Genomic DNA, 16,279 nt, shown 5'->3' on the forward strand with positions numbered 1-16,279 from the left:
GAAAATGAGGATATGTTATTTATTCTGTTGATTATTATTGGTGTTTTAGCTGTTTTTTGTGGATTAAGTTTTAAGGTTATTAAGATACCTAAAGATACTAAAAGAAAAAATATCACAAAGGTTATTGAAAGTGTGGAAGAAAATATTTTTATAAAAAAGTTTCTTAATATTCTTACAAAGAACAGAGACCTATGGTTAAACAGGTTTGAAGTACGTGTGCTTGAACTTAGCGAGATTGGAATTAGTTTAAAAAGGCTGTATTTAGTTAAGATATTATGTTTTTTATTATGTATCATTGCTTTATCCGCTGTAAGATATACAAATATGGTTTATGAGCAAAGATTTGTTATTGAAAATACTGAGAAAGAGGATTCACTTTTTTACAGTCCACAGTCACAGGATAATCAGCAATACCACTTCTATAGGACTGTTTTATCAAAAGCAGGAAAGGATGTGCTTGAAAACTCAGAAGATACAGAGTTATACCATCTAGTTCAAGAAAAAGTGGCTGAGACTTTGACTTCATCAGATAAACAGGAGATTGATGAAAAAACAGAGTGGTTTATAAATAAATGGGAAAATGTTAATAAAATAGGATTCTTTAAACCTGGATATCTATGGCTTATATTGATTTCATTATTTCTTCCGGATATTTTTCTTGTTATACGATGGCTTGTAAAAGGTGCTTTATATAAAAAAGAAATAATCAAGCTTGAATATATATTTGAACTCCTTGCTAGAATAGATGGAATAAAAACACTTGACATAATATACGAACTTGAAAAAGCTTCAAAAACATATCAATGTTGGTTTGGGCAATTTGGGGCTATATTCAGGTATGATAAAAAGAAAGGTTTTGAATACCTGAAAAGCAAAAATGTAAAAAGCCTTTCTAAATTCACTGACATTATGGAAATATATAGTCTACATGATAAGGAGATTGCATTACAAATACTGGACAGAGAGGCTATGGAGAGGGATGAGTCAATAATAATGTCAGCAGATGAAACATTGGACTTTATGGATTTAATAGCATTTATTAGTATTGTACCTTTAGTATATGAGCTGGCAAGACTTATGCTTAACCCATTGCTGGATATCGTTTATAAAGCCTTTGAATTTATATAAAGGGGAGAGGTATGAAACAGGTAATCATAACTATAATAATGCTGGCTATAGCACTGGCACTTGTGATAGGCGTGATAGTTCCATTAATAAGTCATGGGGCAGAAATGGGAAGCCATACAGTAAACAAGGGATACAGTGCACTTCCGCATATTGAAAGTATATTAAATTAGCATAGAAAGGGTAGAAAAGTATTATGAAAAAAATAATTATCTCTATAGCAATGTTTGCAATAGCAATGGCGCTTCTTGTTGCAGTAATTGTACCCCTTGCCAATCATGGCAGGGAGAACGGCATTAAGGTTGAAGGCCAGTTGGACACAGTAGACTCCCAGATAAACACCCTAAGCGGTACTATACGTTAATTGGGGGCATATATGAAAAATATACTAATTGCAATAATTATGTTTGCGTTATGTGTAGCTTTAGTGATTGGAACTGTAGTTCCCACATCAAAGCTTATATCGGATACAGGGGAAAAGGTTTATCAGTCTGTAAAAAAACTAAACGATAACATTAAAGATGATTGATTACGCGTAACTTGGGAGGATAGATGAACAAAATATATGCATTTCTTATTATAATTCCTTTAATTGCAGTTCTCTTTTACAAAACACTAACATTTTATGAATATGACACAAAACAAAGGTATGTAAAAAATGAGGTAGACAGTGCTGCACACAAAGTTATGATAACAGGAGTTATGACCATAATGGACAGAGAAGAGCTTCTTGGAAAGCTTAGTAAGCTAGGGAACTTTCGTGCCAGTAATATCAGTATCAAATGCGGAAATCTACAGCCAGACGGAACAGTTGGCAGACTTAGGGAATATGTATTGGGAAGCCTTCTCAACAGAGGAGAGATATTTAGTATATATGTAGAATCAGAGAATGAGAGCATTTTTTCCGAAATGGAGGTTAATTCTCACAATGAAGGTAATGGGTTGCACTACAGGGCAAAAGCTATATGCAGGGTTGAAAAAAACAATTGGGAAGATTAAAAGCAATAGGGGTGGAGGCTTGGGGGTGCTTTTTATAGGTTTGGCTGTGACTTTACTTGTATTGATGGTATTTGTATGCATAGCGGACTATGCTGTTTATACATATAAAAGGAATAATATTTCCAAGGCAATGGATTATGCCGTAACTGCGGCAGTTCAGGAGATTAATAAAGATAAAAGTCTTGAAGGTCTGGCAGAGGGATTCGATGAAAATACCGGGACAAGGTTTACAGACGGTATTGAAATAGATGTTGACAAGGCTGAAATAACCTTTCTTTCGGTGTTTGACTCAAACTGCAGTTTAGAACTAACAGATATAAGAGAAAATTTACTTATCTGTGCTACATCAGTCGGTGGAGAAAAGGTAAACTACAAAATTAAAACACCGACAGGAGAAGTGCTAGATGGAATGGTTGATGAACCGTATTTAATAGAGGACAAAATTAATCAGGCAGCAGTGAACCGCTGGCCGGACTCTCATGAAGACATTAGCAGAATATCAATAAATGGAAATCCTAAGACAAATATGGTTGAGAGGGGTACATATTTATTTGCCTATATAAAGGGTATAAAAATTAATGGGATATTTACGGAAAGAAAATTGGCTCTATCATGCTTTGGGGGGGCAAAGCTTGAAAGGGCCAATGTACAAAACTAATTAATCAAATTGCTGTAACAGTTTATGAAGAGATTTTTGCAGTTGAACAATCTCTTCCACAGGTAAGTCAATACAACTGCCAATTTTGTCAGGGATACTCAGTGCCTTTTCACGAAGATTTTTTCCCTTTTCGGTTAACCTTATATAAACATTCCTTTCATCATCAGAGCTTCTTTGCCTGAGAACCAGCTTCTGTGACTCCATTTTTTTCAATAATGGAGTTAGAGTACCGGAATCAAGAAACAACTTTTTACCAAGATTCTTTAAAGTTATATTATCTTCTTCCCAAAGGGCCATAAGAGCTATATATTGAGTATACGTAATCCCTAATGGGTCAAGATAAGGTTTATATTTCTTTATAATCTCCTTTGAACATGCATATAGAGGAAAGCATAGCTGATTTTCCAGTTTTAGTTTATCATATGGCATATAAATTCTCCTTAAAAATCATCTTTAAATTAGAATATCATACAATTTAATTATATAAAACCATATTGAATCAACAGTATTGAAAAATCAGTAATTAACCTAAGGAGAACTATTCCCCCAGCAATTCCTTTATTTTTGCTTCTAAATCCTCGGGTTTGTAAGTTGGAGAATATCTGCCAACTACATTGCCGTTACGGTCAACCAAGAATTTTGTGAAGTTCCACTTAATATCTGAACCTACGCTGCTCTGGCCTAAATCATTAAGCAATTTTAAAAAGGAAGAAGTCTCCTCGTTCTCTGTATCTGAAGGAAACGCTTTTTTCAAAAATGTGTATAAGGGGGCTTCATTACTTCCATTAACTTCAATTTTAGAAAAGGTTTTAAAAGAAACATCATAATTTAGTTTACAGAACTCCACTATTTCTTCATCAGTCCCGGGAGCCTGATTCAAAAACTGGTTGCAAGGAAAATCAAGAATTTCCAATCCTTTGTCCTTATATTTTTTATACAGGTTTTCCAAAGCTTCATATTGTGGTGTAAATCCGCATCCTGTTGCTGTATTAACAATAAGAAGAACCTTACCTCTATAGGAACCCAGTGAAACTTCATTTTTTTGGGCATCTTTTACCTTAAAATCATATATTGTCATATACATACCTCCTATTGAACAAAATTAAATTGTTTACAATTAAATTATATTAGGCTGAATTTCTAATGTCAATAATTATATTGTTTACTGAAAAAATACGGATATGCAAAGAGCGTTATAAATAATTAATAAAGGGGTACAAATAAATTACAGCAATTATACTGCCTAAATGGTATAATAACACATAAGAAAGAACAAGTAGCGAAGGAGAATCAGGCAGTTGAATATTTTATCCGCTGAAGGTATTTCAAAAAGTTATAGTGAAAAAATACTATTTAATGATATATCGTTGGGCATAGGTGAGGGAGATAAAATTGGGCTTATAGGCATCAACGGAACAGGTAAAAGCACTCTTTTAAAGGTAATTGCAGGTATTGAGACTGCTGATAAAGGAAATATAATAAGGGCAAACAAAGTACGTGTAGGTTATCTTGAACAAAGTCCTTCCTTTGAACCGGGAACAACAGTGCTTCAACAGGTATTTAACGGACATTCCCCGGTTATGGTATTACTGAGAGAGTACGAAGAGATATTGGCGAAGAGCAGTCAGAATCCGGGAGACAAAGCCCTTGAAAAAAGGCTTGTTGAATTAATGCATAAGATGGACACAATGAATGCTTGGACTTTGGAAAGCGAAGCGAAAACCATACTTACAAAACTGGGAATTGATAGTTTTGAAGCAGATGTGGCAGCTCTGTCAGGAGGACAGAGGAAGAGAATTGCAATGGCAGGAGCATTGATTAATCCCACTGAACTGCTTATACTGGACGAGCCTACTAACCATATTGACAATGAAACTGTGGACTGGCTTGAAAAGTATCTGAATGTCAGAAAAGGCGCTCTTTTAATGGTTACACATGACAGGTACTTTCTGGACAGGGTTGCAAACAGGATAATAGAACTGGACAACGGTAGACTTTATAGTTATCAGGCCAATTACAGCAAATTTTTAGAAATGAAAGCTCAGCGTGAAGAGTTGGAACAAGCATCTGAAAGAAAGCGGCAGAACCTTTTTAGAAATGAATTGGAATGGATTAGAAGAGGTGCACAGGCACGTTCTACCAAGCAAAAGGCCAGAATAGAAAGATTTGAAAAGCTAAAAGAGGCAGATGTACCCAAACAGGATGAAAACATTGAAATTCAGGTGGGAGCAGCAAGACTTGGAAGAAAGATAATTGAAGTGGAGGATATAAAGAAATCCTATGGCGATAAGACCGTAATTGATGGTTTCAGTTATGTACTTTTAAGAGATGACAGAATAGGAATTATAGGGCCTAATGGTGCAGGAAAATCAACACTTTTGAAAATACTTTCAGGACAGCTTGAACCTGATTCTGGAAAAGTTGAAATCGGGGAGACAGTAAAAACTGGATTTTTTACTCAAGAAAATACAGATATGGATCAAAACCTTAGGGTTATTGAATATATCAGAACAGTGGCAGAGCATATAGAGACTGCAAACGGGAGCCTTAGTGCCTCGCAGATGCTGGAGAGGTTTCTATTTCCACCCAGTGTTCAGTGGACGCCTATCTCAAAGCTTTCAGGTGGAGAAAAAAGAAGGCTTTATCTTCTTAGCATACTTATGAGTGCTCCCAATATATTACTACTAGATGAGCCAACAAATGATTTGGATATACAGACTCTTACCATTTTGGAAGCATATTTGGACGAATTCCCGGGGGCGGTCATAACTGTGTCCCATGACAGGTACTTTCTGGATAGAACGGCAAACAGGATATTTTCCTTTGAAGGTAATGGAGAGATTATCAAGTATGCGGGAAACTACTCGGATTACAGAGAGTACATGAATTTGCGGGGAAAATCGGATAATACAGATAAGGCTGCTAGCCCAGATAAAAGGAACAACAGTTCACAAAATAAAACAGAGTGGCAAAAGAACAAGGAAAAACCACTTAAATTCACTTTCAAGGAACAGAAGGAATTTGAGGAAATAGATGATGTTATAGCGGCTCTTGAGTCTGACCTAGAAAAGGTAAAAAAGGATATTGATAAATCTGCAACAGATTTTACAAAGCTTCAGGAACTCCTTGAGAAACAGCAGGAACTTGAAAAGGAGTTGGACTTGAAAATGGAGCGGTGGACTTATCTGTATGAACTGGCTGAAAAGATAGAAAACAGCAAGAAAAAATAAAATACGGTATGTAAAGGAGAATGGCATGGAGCAGTTATTTGAGGGCATGGAACTGGACAAGTCCCTTGTGGAGGCATTAAAAAAGGAAAGCATAACAACACCTACCGATATACAGAAAAAAGCGATACCTGAGGAATTGGAAAACAGAGATGTAATTCTTCATTCTTCTACAGGAACAGGGAAAACACTAGCATATTTACTGCCTCTTTTCATGAAACTCTCTGTTGATAAAAAGGAAATGCAGGCACTTATACTGGTGCCTACCCATGAACTGGCAATACAAGTAGAAAGACAAATCGAACTGCTTTCACAAAATTCTGAAATCAAGGCCACATCTACTCCGATTATTGGTGACGTTAATATTATGAGGCAGATAGATAAACTAAAGCTTAAACCCCATATAATAGTCGGAACAGCCGGAAGAATACTGGAATTGATTCAGAAAAAGAAGATATCAGCACATACCATTAAAACAATTATTATAGACGAGGCTGACCGCCTTCTTGATGACTATAATTTGGATACAATAAAGGCTATTATTAAGACAACTCTCAAGGAAAGGCAGATAATACTGTGTTCTGCCACCATTTCTAAAAAGACAATCGAAAGAGCCATGCCATTAATGAAAGAGCCTGTTGTTATAGAGAGTAAATCGGATGCGGGTGTTCCTGAAGCTATACAGCATTTGTACTTTGTTTCGGAACAAAGAGATAAAATAGATGTTTTAAGAAAGCTTGTCCGAATGTTAAATCCTAAAAAGGCCATTGCATTTTTTGCTAACAGCCAAGATGTCTTTATTTCGGAGGAGAAGCTTAGATATCATAAGTTGAAAGCTGGGGGTATTCATGGCTCACATATAAAATCTGATAGAAAGAAAACTATGGATGATTTTAAAAATGGAAGATTGCAGCTTCTCATAGCCTCTGACATTGCTGCAAGAGGTCTTGATATAGAAGATGTAACCCATATTTTCAATGTTAACATACCTGAGAGATCAATGGACTACCTTCACCGAGTAGGTCGGACTGGTAGAAATGGTAAATCTGGAGTGGCAATATCCATTGTAACCGAAAAAGAAATTGAATTAATAAAGAAATTTGAAAAGGAGCTTAAAATTAAAATAACTCCAAAATCCATGTATAATGGAAATATAGTTGAATATAAAAAGCAAAGAAGCAAAAGGACTGCGGACGGGTCAAAATCCGGAGCTAAAGTATTTCGTAAACCAAAAAAGTAGAAAGCCTTATCCTAAATGGTGCGGACTATCTAGGGTTGAAGGGAGTTGGGTAATATGGAAACTACAACGCTTCCCAAAGCGTGGGAAGGTGTACTGGGGTCGGCTAGTTTTATTCCGGTTACCAGTGTAAAAGCAATTGAAAGATACCACGATGCTGAGTGGTCAAAGGGATTAAGTATACATGAAACCTTTGAGATGGTTTATATAAAATCAGGAAGCGGCGTTTTTGAGATTGGAGAACAGAATGTCTCTGTTGGCTCAAATGACATTGTAATAATTAAGCCAAACCAGAGTCATAAGCTCAGTGTTGATTCTCAGGGCGGGTGCGACTTTATTGTTCTGTATTTTAAATTTATGGATCAGACGGAGCATACTCTTTCAGAGGTATCATTAGGGGATTTTATAAACTTTGTAAGCGGAAGGGAATCAGGTTCCTTTATAAAGCTTAAAGTTAGCCAGAAGAATGATATAATCGTTCTTTTAAACAGGATTCTCAAGGAACAGACAAATGACCAGCTGGGCAGCGATTTGCTTAACTATCTAATGCTGATGGAGCTGTTTGTACTTATATCACGTGCCCTAAAGGCTGAATGGGAAAACAGCATAAAGAACAAAAGCCCAAAAATAAAAGAACTGATGCAATCAGCGATACAGTTTGTACACAACAATTTTGAACGTGAGATATCAATTACGGATATTGCAAAATATGTTTTTCTAAGTCCGAGTTATTTTACAAGGGCTTTTAAAGAGAATACAGGATTAAGTCCCATGCAGTATCTGCTGAACATAAGAATTAAAAGGGCATGTGAACTGCTTCGAGAGACAGACCAGAAGGTGGGCGAAATAGCACTTAGTGTAGGCTTTTCCAACCAGCAGAGATTTAATGATATGTTTAAAAAGCAAACCAATATGACGCCTATGCAGTATCGCAATTCGTCAAAAAACATTCATAATTGAAAAAATAACGGTAAATAACAGGAAGAACACTTTTTAAGCTTATTATATAATTGCTTTAATATTAAAAGCTTGAAAAGAGTTCTTTTATTTTCGAAAAAAACATTTAAGTTTATATATTTAAGGGACAAAAGGGGGACTTAAAAATGGGAATGACAATGACACAGAAGATTCTTGCAAACCATGCGGGAGTGGATAAAGTAGTATCCGGGCAGTTAATCAAGGCTAAACTCGATATGGTACTGGGAAATGACATAACATCTCCCGTAGCTATAAAGGAGTTTGATAAAATTGGTCTGGATAAAGTATTCGATAAGAATAAGATAGCCATAGTACCTGATCATTTTACTCCCAATAAGGACATTAAGTCTGCAGAACAGGTAAAGGTTTGCAGGGAGTTTTCAAAAAGAATGGAAATAGTAAATTTTTTTGAAGTAGGACAAATGGGGGTTGAACATGCGCTATTGCCTGAAAAAGGCCTTGTAGTACCGGGAGATGTGGTTATAGGAGCTGATTCACACACATGTACTTACGGTGCACTTGGAGCATTTTCAACAGGAATAGGCAGTACTGACATGGCAGCGGGAATGGCAACAGGAGAAGCATGGTTCAAAGTTCCCGAAGCAATTAAGTTCGTCCTTAAAGGTAAGCCCCAAAAGTGGGTTGGAGGGAAGGATGTTATCCTTCATATCATAGGAATGATAGGTGTTGACGGTGCACTTTATAAATCAATGGAGTTTACAGGTGACGGAGTAAGCGCTCTTTCAATGGACGACAGATTCGCAATGGCAAATATGGCTATAGAGGCTGGTGCCAAAAACGGTATATTTGAGGTAGACGAAAAAACCATTGAATACGTAAAGGAGCATTCCACAAGAACGTATACAGTGTACAAGGCTGACGAGGATGCTGAATATTCAGAAGTATATGAAATAGACCTTGCTGAAATAAAGCCAACAGTTGCATTTCCTCATCTACCTGAAAATGCACGTACCATTGACAATGTAGGAGATATTAAAATCGACCAGGTTGTAATCGGCTCATGTACAAACGGACGTATAGAAGACATGAGAATAGCCGCTGAAGTTTTAAAAGGAAAAAAAGTCAGCGACAATGTAAGATGTATTATCATTCCCGCTACTCAAAAGATATGGAAGCAGGCTATGAACGAAGGTTTGTTTGACATATTTATCGATGCAGGAGCTGCTGTAAGTACACCTACATGCGGCCCATGCCTTGGAGGACATATGGGAATACTAGCAAAGGGAGAAAGAGCCGTTGCAACTACAAACAGAAACTTTGTAGGTCGTATGGGTCATCCGGAAAGTGAGGTTTATCTTGCAAGTCCGGCAGTAGCTGCGGCTTCTGCAGTAGCAGGAAGGATAGCCGGCCCTGATGATATTTAAAATTTAACAAATTGATATTACAAAAACAGACACGGACTTATATATACAGACGATTAATTGTCCGCTGTCGGAAAAGGAGATAGATATGAATGTTAAGGGTAAAGTTATAAAGTACGGACACAACGTTGATACAGACGTGATAATACCTGCACGGTATTTGAATACATCAGATCCTGCTGAACTTGCCAGCCATTGTATGGAGGATCTTGATGATAAATTTACGCAGAGAGTTCAAAAGGGAGATGTAATGGTTGCAGGAAAGAATTTTGGCTGTGGTTCATCAAGAGAACATGCACCAATTTCTATAAAGGCGTCAGGGATATCCTGCGTTATAGCAGAAACTTTTGCAAGAATATTCTATAGAAACTCTATCAATATAGGCCTTCCGATTTTAGAGTGTCCGGAAGCCGCAAAAGATATCAAGGATGGCGATGAGGTGGAAGTTGACTTTGACAAAGGGTTGATTAAAAATCTTACAACAGGCAAGACATATCAGAGTCAACCATTTCCTGAATTTATGCAGAAGATTATTTCTTCCGACGGGCTAATACAGTATATTAAAAATTCGCTTTAATACTACTGCTGAAATGGAGATGAATATATGAATTATAAAATTACAGTGCTTCCGGGCGACGGAATAGGCCCGGATATAGTAGCGGAAGCCCTTAAAGTTTTAGAATTAATAGGTGAAAAATACGGTCACAGCTTTTTATTTACAGAAGCTGATTTAGGAGGCATAGCTATAGAAAGGCATGGTGAGCCTCTACCTCAAGCTACCATAGACACATGCAAAGCTAGCGATGCAGTTTTACTGGGAGCAGTAGGAGGCCCTAAATGGGATACTCTGCCCGGAAACAAGAGACCTGAAGCAGGTTTCTTGGTATAAGGGCTGCTCTTGGATTGTACGCAAATTTGAGGCCCGCTGTTATATACGGAGCTTTAAAGGATGCATCACCTCTGAAATCAGAAATAATAAGCAATGGTATTGACATAATGGTTATCCGTGAATTAACTGGAGGAATATATTTTGGTAAGAGAGGCAGACTTGAAAGCGACGGGGGAGAGGCTGCATTTGATACCGAAATGTATAATGTATCCGAAATAAAGAGAATCGCAAAAGTTGGCTTTGAAACAGCGATGAAGAGAGGCAAAAAGCTTATGTCGGTAGATAAAGCCAATGTACTGGAAAGTTCGAGGCTATGGAGACAGGTAGTTGAAGAGGTGGCAAAGGAATATCCTGAGGTTGTCTTAAGCCATATGTATGTTGATAATGCAGCAATGCAATTGGTAAGAAATCCTGCTCAGTTTGATGTTATACTTACAAGTAATATATTTGGAGATATCTTGTCGGACGAAGCCTCTATGATAACAGGTTCAATCGGAATGTTGCCATCTGCCAGTCTTGGTGCTACGAAAGTAGGGCTTTATGAGCCCATACATGGCTCTGCTCCGGATATTGCAGGGCAGGACAAAGCAAATCCTATTGCAACAATACTCTCAGTGGCTATGATGCTAAGATATTCACTTAATCTGTCTAGTGAGGCAGATGCCATTGAAAAAGCGGTTGAGGAAGTCTTAAACAAGGACTATAGAACTGCTGATATAGCATCTCCCGGCACTAAGGTTGTTGGTACTAAGGAGATGGGAAGGATTATAAGAGAGCAAATATAAATTATTAAATGATTGATTTAAGTTACTTCGGTATTATATATAATCCTTATGCTGTTGTAAAACTACTATGTGTATATAGTTTTACAACAGCTTTTTTATTGAATGGTAATTCTAAACGTATTTACAGTGGTAGTCAATCTGTTTTTCTATATAATATGTATTTTTTAGGTTCAAAGCCATACCTTGCGTAGAATGGCAATACTACTTCATTTCCGTAATACGCCATTATTTCTATATCACTAATATTATTACTTTCTAACCAATTCAACGCACTTGTTATTAGCCTGTCACCAATTCGGTGTCCTCTATAGACCGATTCAACAAATAAAGAGTCAATCTCACCTCTATTACCGTCAAAAATTGAAGAGATACAAAAACCAACATTAACATCCAAGGCAGAATCCTTAACTACCTCTATTCTTAACTGGCCACGATGCTCCTTTTCATACAGCTGCTCCAGCCTTTCCTCGAAGGTGTGTTCTGAAAACCATTTCGCAAACTTGTCCGATTTGGACTGGTGAAGCAGGTTTAATTTTTCCCATAAAGGTTTAACAATTCCGATATCGTTCAATTTGATCTTATAAAATTCTAAATTCAAGAATATAGCCCCCTAAATCCTTGCAATATAGAATTTATTATATCACATATGGATACAACACACAAACGGCGCATTATAATACATAAATTGATAATAGTTACTAAAATGTTTATTCCTGTTAATTATTTTTTGTCAATATTTAGTCTATTATTAATCATGAAGTACAGTTGAAGAGTATTTCACACACAGAAATAAATTTGTTAGGAGGTTTTATGATGGCTGTAAGAGTTGGCATAAACGGATTTGGAAGGATAGGAAGAAATTCGTTTAAAGTTCTATTGGAAAAGTATTCCAAAGATCTGGAGGTTGTTGCAATTAATGATTTGACAGATACTGAAACATTGGCACATTTGTTAAAGTATGATTCTGTATTTGGAAGATATGATGGAACGGTCGAAGTTAATGAAAATAGCATAACAGTGAACGGAAAAACTGTCAAGGTTCTATCGGAAAAGGAGCCGGGGAATATCAATTGGGGAGATATGGGAGTTGATATTGTCCTGGAATCCACTGGTTTATTTAGCAAGAGAGAAAAAGCCCAGGTACATATAACAAATGGTAATGCAAAAAAAGTAATAATATCCGCACCTGTACCTGATGATGATATAACCGTAGTAATGGGAGTTAACCATGATAAGTATGATGCGTCAAAGCATAACATAATTTCAAATGCCTCTTGTACTACTAACTGCTTATCACCTCTGGCCAAGGTATTGAATGATAACTTTGGAATAGTTAGAGGATTGATGACAACGGTTCATGCATACACTAATGACCAGAGGATTCTTGACTTACCTCATAAGGATTTAAGAAGAGCGAGGGCGGCAAATGTATCAATAATTCCTACCAAAACAGGGGCTACAAATGCAGTTGAAAAGGTGCTGCCTGAACTTGCGGGAAAGATGAGCGGGTTCGCTTTGAGAGTACCTACATTTGCGGTCTCAGTTGTTGACTTTGTTATTGAAACAGAGATGCTTGTAGTAAAGGATGATGTAAATGCTGCACTACGTGAAGCTTCCGAAGGAAGTATGAAAGGTATTCTAGGGTACACGGAGGAACCTCTGGTATCTATAGATTTCAAGGGTCAGTCTGAATCATCCATTGTAGATGCTCTGTCCACAATGGTTATTAATGATAATATGATTAAGGTTGTTTCATGGTATGACAATGAGTGGGGTTATTCAAACAGGTATGCTGATTTAGCAGCTTTTGTAGCGAAAAAGGGTTTGAATTAAATAGTCTGTATTCGCTGCGTGACTGCTATGTTGGCTATTAAGGAGGCCGATTGTAATGGAAAACTGTGATTTGCTCTTGACACCTGTTGCAGACAAATTAAAACAGCTTATTAATAGAGATATAACATCTTTCCACGCACTTCCTATATCGGGGAAGAAGTCCATATCCTCCTCCACAGTATATGATAAATATAAAGATTTGTTTGGTGACGATTACTATAAGTCTGAAATGACCATATCAGGAGATAGTTTTGATACACCGATAATCCCGTCCAGATGTATAAAGCAGTCGGAGAATTTGACCGCAAAGGCTTTTGGCGCAAAAAAGAGCTTTTATATAACAATGGGAACAACAACTGCTAACAGGATTGTGATAAATACTATGGCTGATTACGGGGCACGGGCTTTAGTTGACAGATCCTGTCATATCTCGATCCATTTTGGAGTCAGAGATAGAAAGTGTGATCTCACATATATTGAATATAAGCATTTTTGCAAGGCATCAGGGCGATCCTATTTTAATTTTCGGAAGGTGGTTTCTCAATACAAGCAGGCGATTAAAGATGGCAACCCATACAAACTTGTAATTTTAAATGGATATTCCTATGAAGGTGTTTTCTATGACTTGAAACCGATAATCAGAGAGTGTTTAAAAGCCAACGATGATGTTAGTTTTTTAATAGATGAGGCATGGTTTGCATACGGATATTTTCATGAACGGTATAGAAAATATACGGCAATGCAGATAGCGGCAGACTTACAGGCAGAAATGCCGGATAGAAAAGTATGTATTGTCTCCACCCAATCAGCTCATAAATCGTTAAGTGCCCTTCGTCAGGGATCATATATACATGTTTTCGGAAATAAGGAATTTAGCAGAAAAATATTGGAGAGCAAGTTCGCTGTACATACCACTTCCCCAAGCTACCCCATTATTGCTTCACTGGAGCTGGCAAGAGTTCAGGCTGTAAAGGAAGGTCACCGTATGATAGAGGATTCTCTATTGATTTCGAAGTTTTTTTGTGAACAGATCAAAGAGAATAAAAGATTATCCTTATATTCAATAAATAATAAAGATTTTATTGGCAAGGGTGACGAAGGAATGGTATTTGTGGATCCCTTGAAAATCTCTGTAAACCTGTCAAAACTAAAGATAAGGCCGAAAGAATTTATAAAGTATGCTTTCGATAAATTTGGTATTTATATTAACAGATACTGCAATAAATCCATCCTTATAAACATTCATATTGGAATCAAAAAACAGGATATTATAACACTACTGAACGCAATGGCAGAATTTCAGCAGGAGACCCAGGATAAAAGCTCAAATTCCCATAAGGCTAATATGATGGATGGGAAAGAGATTGACTATATGGCCGAGGTAGGCGCAATAAGTGAATGTTTTGTTATCCCTTATCCTCCGGGAGTACCTTTACTCTTTAAGGGAGACATAATAAACCGTAAAGAAGCAGAAAAAATAAAGATTCTTAAGGAAAACGGTGTGGATTTAATTGTAGTTAAATAATTTATAAAGGAGGTTAAAAAATGATTCCATTATCAAAGCTAAAGGAAATATCAGATAAATACCCGGAAAAGGCAGCGATAGTTGAAGGTAATAAAGTTTTCACCTATAAGGATTTATATACGCTGAGCGACAATGGTGTAAGAAACATTGTCAGTAAATATAATATTCACAAGCTTAAACGAGTAGTATTTATATCTGAAAACAGATATGAGATGCTGGTGTTTATGTCAATATTCTCAACATTGAAGGTGACATTCCTTGGATTGGACTTTACGGGAAGTATCCAAAAAAAGATAGACTGCATAAAAAGTATAAATGCTGAAGGTATTGTATATACAAAGAAGTATGCAGATGAAATAAGGCTGATAAATAAAGGACTTAATCTGCTGACAATTTGCGTGGATAAAGAGTTTATTGAGCTAGTGAAAAAACCGGAGAAGGAACAGCAGGAGTTCGATACAAGTAAAATCAGCCGACCCTTTGAGTCAATATCCTTCACCTCAGGTACCAGCGGTGCACCCAAAGTTGTTTATAGGGACAAATCTTTTGATGGAAGGCGTTTTCCATACTTAATAGACAGATTCGGATTTACAAGTGAAGACATATTTCTTGTGACAGTGCCGTTTTACCATGTCTCAGCAATGGGATGGAGCAGACTGTTTTTGAACATTGGAGCTACCATTGTATTGGGAGATATAAATAATCCGGTCTGCATGGCATTGGACATGGTCAAATATAAGATTACTACGTCACTGATTGTACCTAATATTCTAGAAAAGATTACAAGAGCATTTGAAGAAAAGGCGGTAGAGGGAACCCCAAACCTGAAATTTGCTATTGTAGGGGGAAAACACTTCCCAGCCGAGCTAAAAGGACGTTCAATTAATGTATTTGGGCCAATTGTACATGAATACTATGGTTCAACGGAAACAGGAGTAAATGTTATTGCTGATCCACATGATTTGATAGCTGTTGCGGGCAGTTCGGGAAAAGAAATGGACGGAAGCAAGGTAATAATCCTTGATGACAATAACGTTCCTCTTCCCAGGGGGATTAGGGGACACGTAGCCATTTCCAGCTATCAGAATATGGTTGGGTATCTGAATGCCAAAACAAATAAAGCAGAAATTGGAGGTACGGAATATATTATTACTCCTGATTACGGTTGGATGGATGACAACGGATATTTATTCCTGACAAGCCGTTCAACTCCTGATTTCAATATCTATAAACTTGAAAATGAAATAGTTGGGGTTAAGGGAATAGAGGATTCGTACATATTTATAGATGACGATGGTATATTGTATTGCGCTGTTACAATCAATCATGAGCTAAATAGTAAGTTAACTGAAGTCAAGAATATCCTTGAATCCAATGGTATTAAGGACTTTAAAATAATAAATACAGTTATACCCTATAGCATGTCTGGAAAAGTAAATTTAGAAAAACTTAGGGGCATGATTATTAGGGTTTCAAATAGATAATGTAACTATCCCTCTGATTAAAGTATTTCAAAGTACAGCTCATGTTCATCTATGCTTACCTCTTATGTTTTAAATAAATTTTTCCTTTTAAATTTTGAACATGAGCTGTACTTGAATACTTTATTCCAGCTAACGATGTTACAAAAAGCAGGTAACG

The 16,279-nt window shown here is 36.8% G+C and carries 17 protein-coding genes and 1 pseudogene; 15 read left to right on the forward strand and 3 right to left on the reverse strand.

What is annotated here, in order from left to right:
- The first annotated feature begins 12 nt into the window (after positions 1-12).
- The 6 genes from K412_RS0108960 to K412_RS0108985 are packed head-to-tail and all read left to right on the forward strand — an operon-like array spanning position 13 to position 2,782.
- Positions 13-1,128 carry a hypothetical protein gene (locus K412_RS0108960; RefSeq protein ID WP_024832792.1) on the forward strand — a complete coding sequence of 372 codons (1,116 nt, stop codon included), beginning with the start codon at positions 13-15 and terminating at the stop codon, positions 1,126-1,128.
- 11 nt (positions 1,129-1,139) lie between these two features.
- Entirely contained in the window at positions 1,140-1,298 is a 159-nt protein-coding gene (locus K412_RS22495) for a hypothetical protein (RefSeq protein ID WP_173585579.1), read from the forward strand.
- A 23-nt stretch (positions 1,299-1,321) separates the two neighbouring features.
- Entirely contained in the window at positions 1,322-1,489 is a 168-nt protein-coding gene (locus tag K412_RS22500; protein ID WP_173585580.1) for a hypothetical protein, read from the forward strand.
- A 12-nt stretch (positions 1,490-1,501) separates the two neighbouring features.
- Positions 1,502-1,654, forward strand: coding sequence for a hypothetical protein (locus K412_RS22505; RefSeq protein WP_173585581.1), 153 nt, complete (start codon positions 1,502-1,504; stop codon positions 1,652-1,654).
- Positions 1,655-1,677: 23 nt separating this feature from the next.
- The gene (locus K412_RS0108980; RefSeq protein ID WP_024832793.1) at positions 1,678-2,124 is read left to right on the forward strand and encodes a hypothetical protein; all 447 of its coding nucleotides are present in this window, start codon (positions 1,678-1,680) and stop codon (positions 2,122-2,124) included.
- On the forward strand, positions 2,054-2,782 hold the full coding sequence (locus K412_RS0108985) for a hypothetical protein (protein ID WP_242835587.1): 729 nt from the start codon (positions 2,054-2,056) through the stop codon (positions 2,780-2,782). The genes K412_RS0108980 and K412_RS0108985 overlap by 71 nt, the downstream gene beginning before the upstream one ends.
- Here K412_RS0108985 and K412_RS0108990 read toward each other — a convergent pair whose 3' ends face one another.
- Both K412_RS0108990 and K412_RS0108995 read right to left on the reverse strand, forming a co-directional pair.
- Positions 2,783-3,211, reverse strand: a complete 429-nt coding sequence (locus K412_RS0108990) for a MarR family winged helix-turn-helix transcriptional regulator (RefSeq protein WP_024832795.1) — start codon at positions 3,209-3,211, stop codon at positions 2,783-2,785.
- 109 nt (positions 3,212-3,320) lie between these two features.
- A complete protein-coding gene (locus K412_RS0108995; RefSeq protein WP_024832796.1) occupies positions 3,321-3,860 on the reverse strand; it encodes a glutathione peroxidase in 540 nt (179 codons plus the stop codon).
- Positions 3,861-4,080: 220 nt separating this feature from the next.
- Here K412_RS0108995 and K412_RS0109000 point away from each other — a divergent pair, with 220 nt between their 5' ends.
- The 6 genes and pseudogenes from K412_RS0109000 to leuB all read left to right on the forward strand — a co-directional run bounded on the left by K412_RS0109000 (position 4,081) and on the right by leuB (position 11,280).
- The gene (locus K412_RS0109000; RefSeq protein WP_024832797.1) at positions 4,081-6,012 is read left to right on the forward strand and encodes an ABC-F family ATP-binding cassette domain-containing protein; all 1,932 of its coding nucleotides are present in this window, start codon (positions 4,081-4,083) and stop codon (positions 6,010-6,012) included.
- Positions 6,013-6,037: 25 nt separating this feature from the next.
- Positions 6,038-7,249 (forward strand): DEAD/DEAH box helicase, encoded by a 1,212-nt coding sequence (locus K412_RS0109005; protein WP_024832798.1) that lies wholly within the window; start codon positions 6,038-6,040, stop codon positions 7,247-7,249.
- A 54-nt stretch (positions 7,250-7,303) separates the two neighbouring features.
- Complete coding sequence (locus K412_RS0109010) at positions 7,304-8,206, forward strand: AraC family transcriptional regulator (protein WP_024832799.1); 903 nt, start codon at positions 7,304-7,306, stop codon at positions 8,204-8,206.
- 143 nt (positions 8,207-8,349) lie between these two features.
- Positions 8,350-9,609 carry a 3-isopropylmalate dehydratase large subunit gene (gene leuC / locus K412_RS0109015; protein ID WP_024832800.1) on the forward strand — a complete coding sequence of 420 codons (1,260 nt, stop codon included), beginning with the start codon at positions 8,350-8,352 and terminating at the stop codon, positions 9,607-9,609.
- Between the two features lie 85 nt (positions 9,610-9,694).
- Positions 9,695-10,183 (forward strand): 3-isopropylmalate dehydratase small subunit, encoded by a 489-nt coding sequence (gene leuD, locus K412_RS0109020; RefSeq protein ID WP_024832801.1) that lies wholly within the window; start codon positions 9,695-9,697, stop codon positions 10,181-10,183.
- A 27-nt stretch (positions 10,184-10,210) separates the two neighbouring features.
- Positions 10,211-11,280, forward strand: a pseudogene (gene leuB / locus K412_RS20620) (3-isopropylmalate dehydrogenase).
- 133 nt (positions 11,281-11,413) lie between these two features.
- On the opposite strand, the gene K412_RS0109030 reads toward leuB, so the two are convergent.
- The gene (locus K412_RS0109030; protein ID WP_024832802.1) at positions 11,414-11,878 is read right to left on the reverse strand and encodes a GNAT family N-acetyltransferase; all 465 of its coding nucleotides are present in this window, start codon (positions 11,876-11,878) and stop codon (positions 11,414-11,416) included.
- Positions 11,879-12,093: 215 nt separating this feature from the next.
- Here K412_RS0109030 and gap point away from each other — a divergent pair, with 215 nt between their 5' ends.
- Genes gap through K412_RS0109045 form a run of 3 tightly spaced genes read left to right on the forward strand, consistent with a single transcriptional unit; the run spans position 12,094 to position 16,122 of the window.
- Positions 12,094-13,113, forward strand: a complete 1,020-nt coding sequence (gene gap, locus K412_RS0109035; RefSeq protein WP_024832803.1) for a type I glyceraldehyde-3-phosphate dehydrogenase — start codon at positions 12,094-12,096, stop codon at positions 13,111-13,113.
- Between the two features lie 55 nt (positions 13,114-13,168).
- On the forward strand, positions 13,169-14,638 hold the full coding sequence (locus K412_RS0109040; protein WP_024832804.1) for an aminotransferase class I/II-fold pyridoxal phosphate-dependent enzyme: 1,470 nt from the start codon (positions 13,169-13,171) through the stop codon (positions 14,636-14,638).
- Between the two features lie 20 nt (positions 14,639-14,658).
- Positions 14,659-16,122, forward strand: a complete 1,464-nt coding sequence (locus K412_RS0109045; protein ID WP_024832805.1) for a class I adenylate-forming enzyme family protein — start codon at positions 14,659-14,661, stop codon at positions 16,120-16,122.
- The last annotated feature ends 157 nt before the right edge of the window (positions 16,123-16,279 follow it).

The organism is Ruminiclostridium josui JCM 17888 (assembly GCF_000526495.1).
Lineage (GTDB): Bacteria > Bacillota > Clostridia > Acetivibrionales > DSM-1351 > Ruminiclostridium > Ruminiclostridium josui.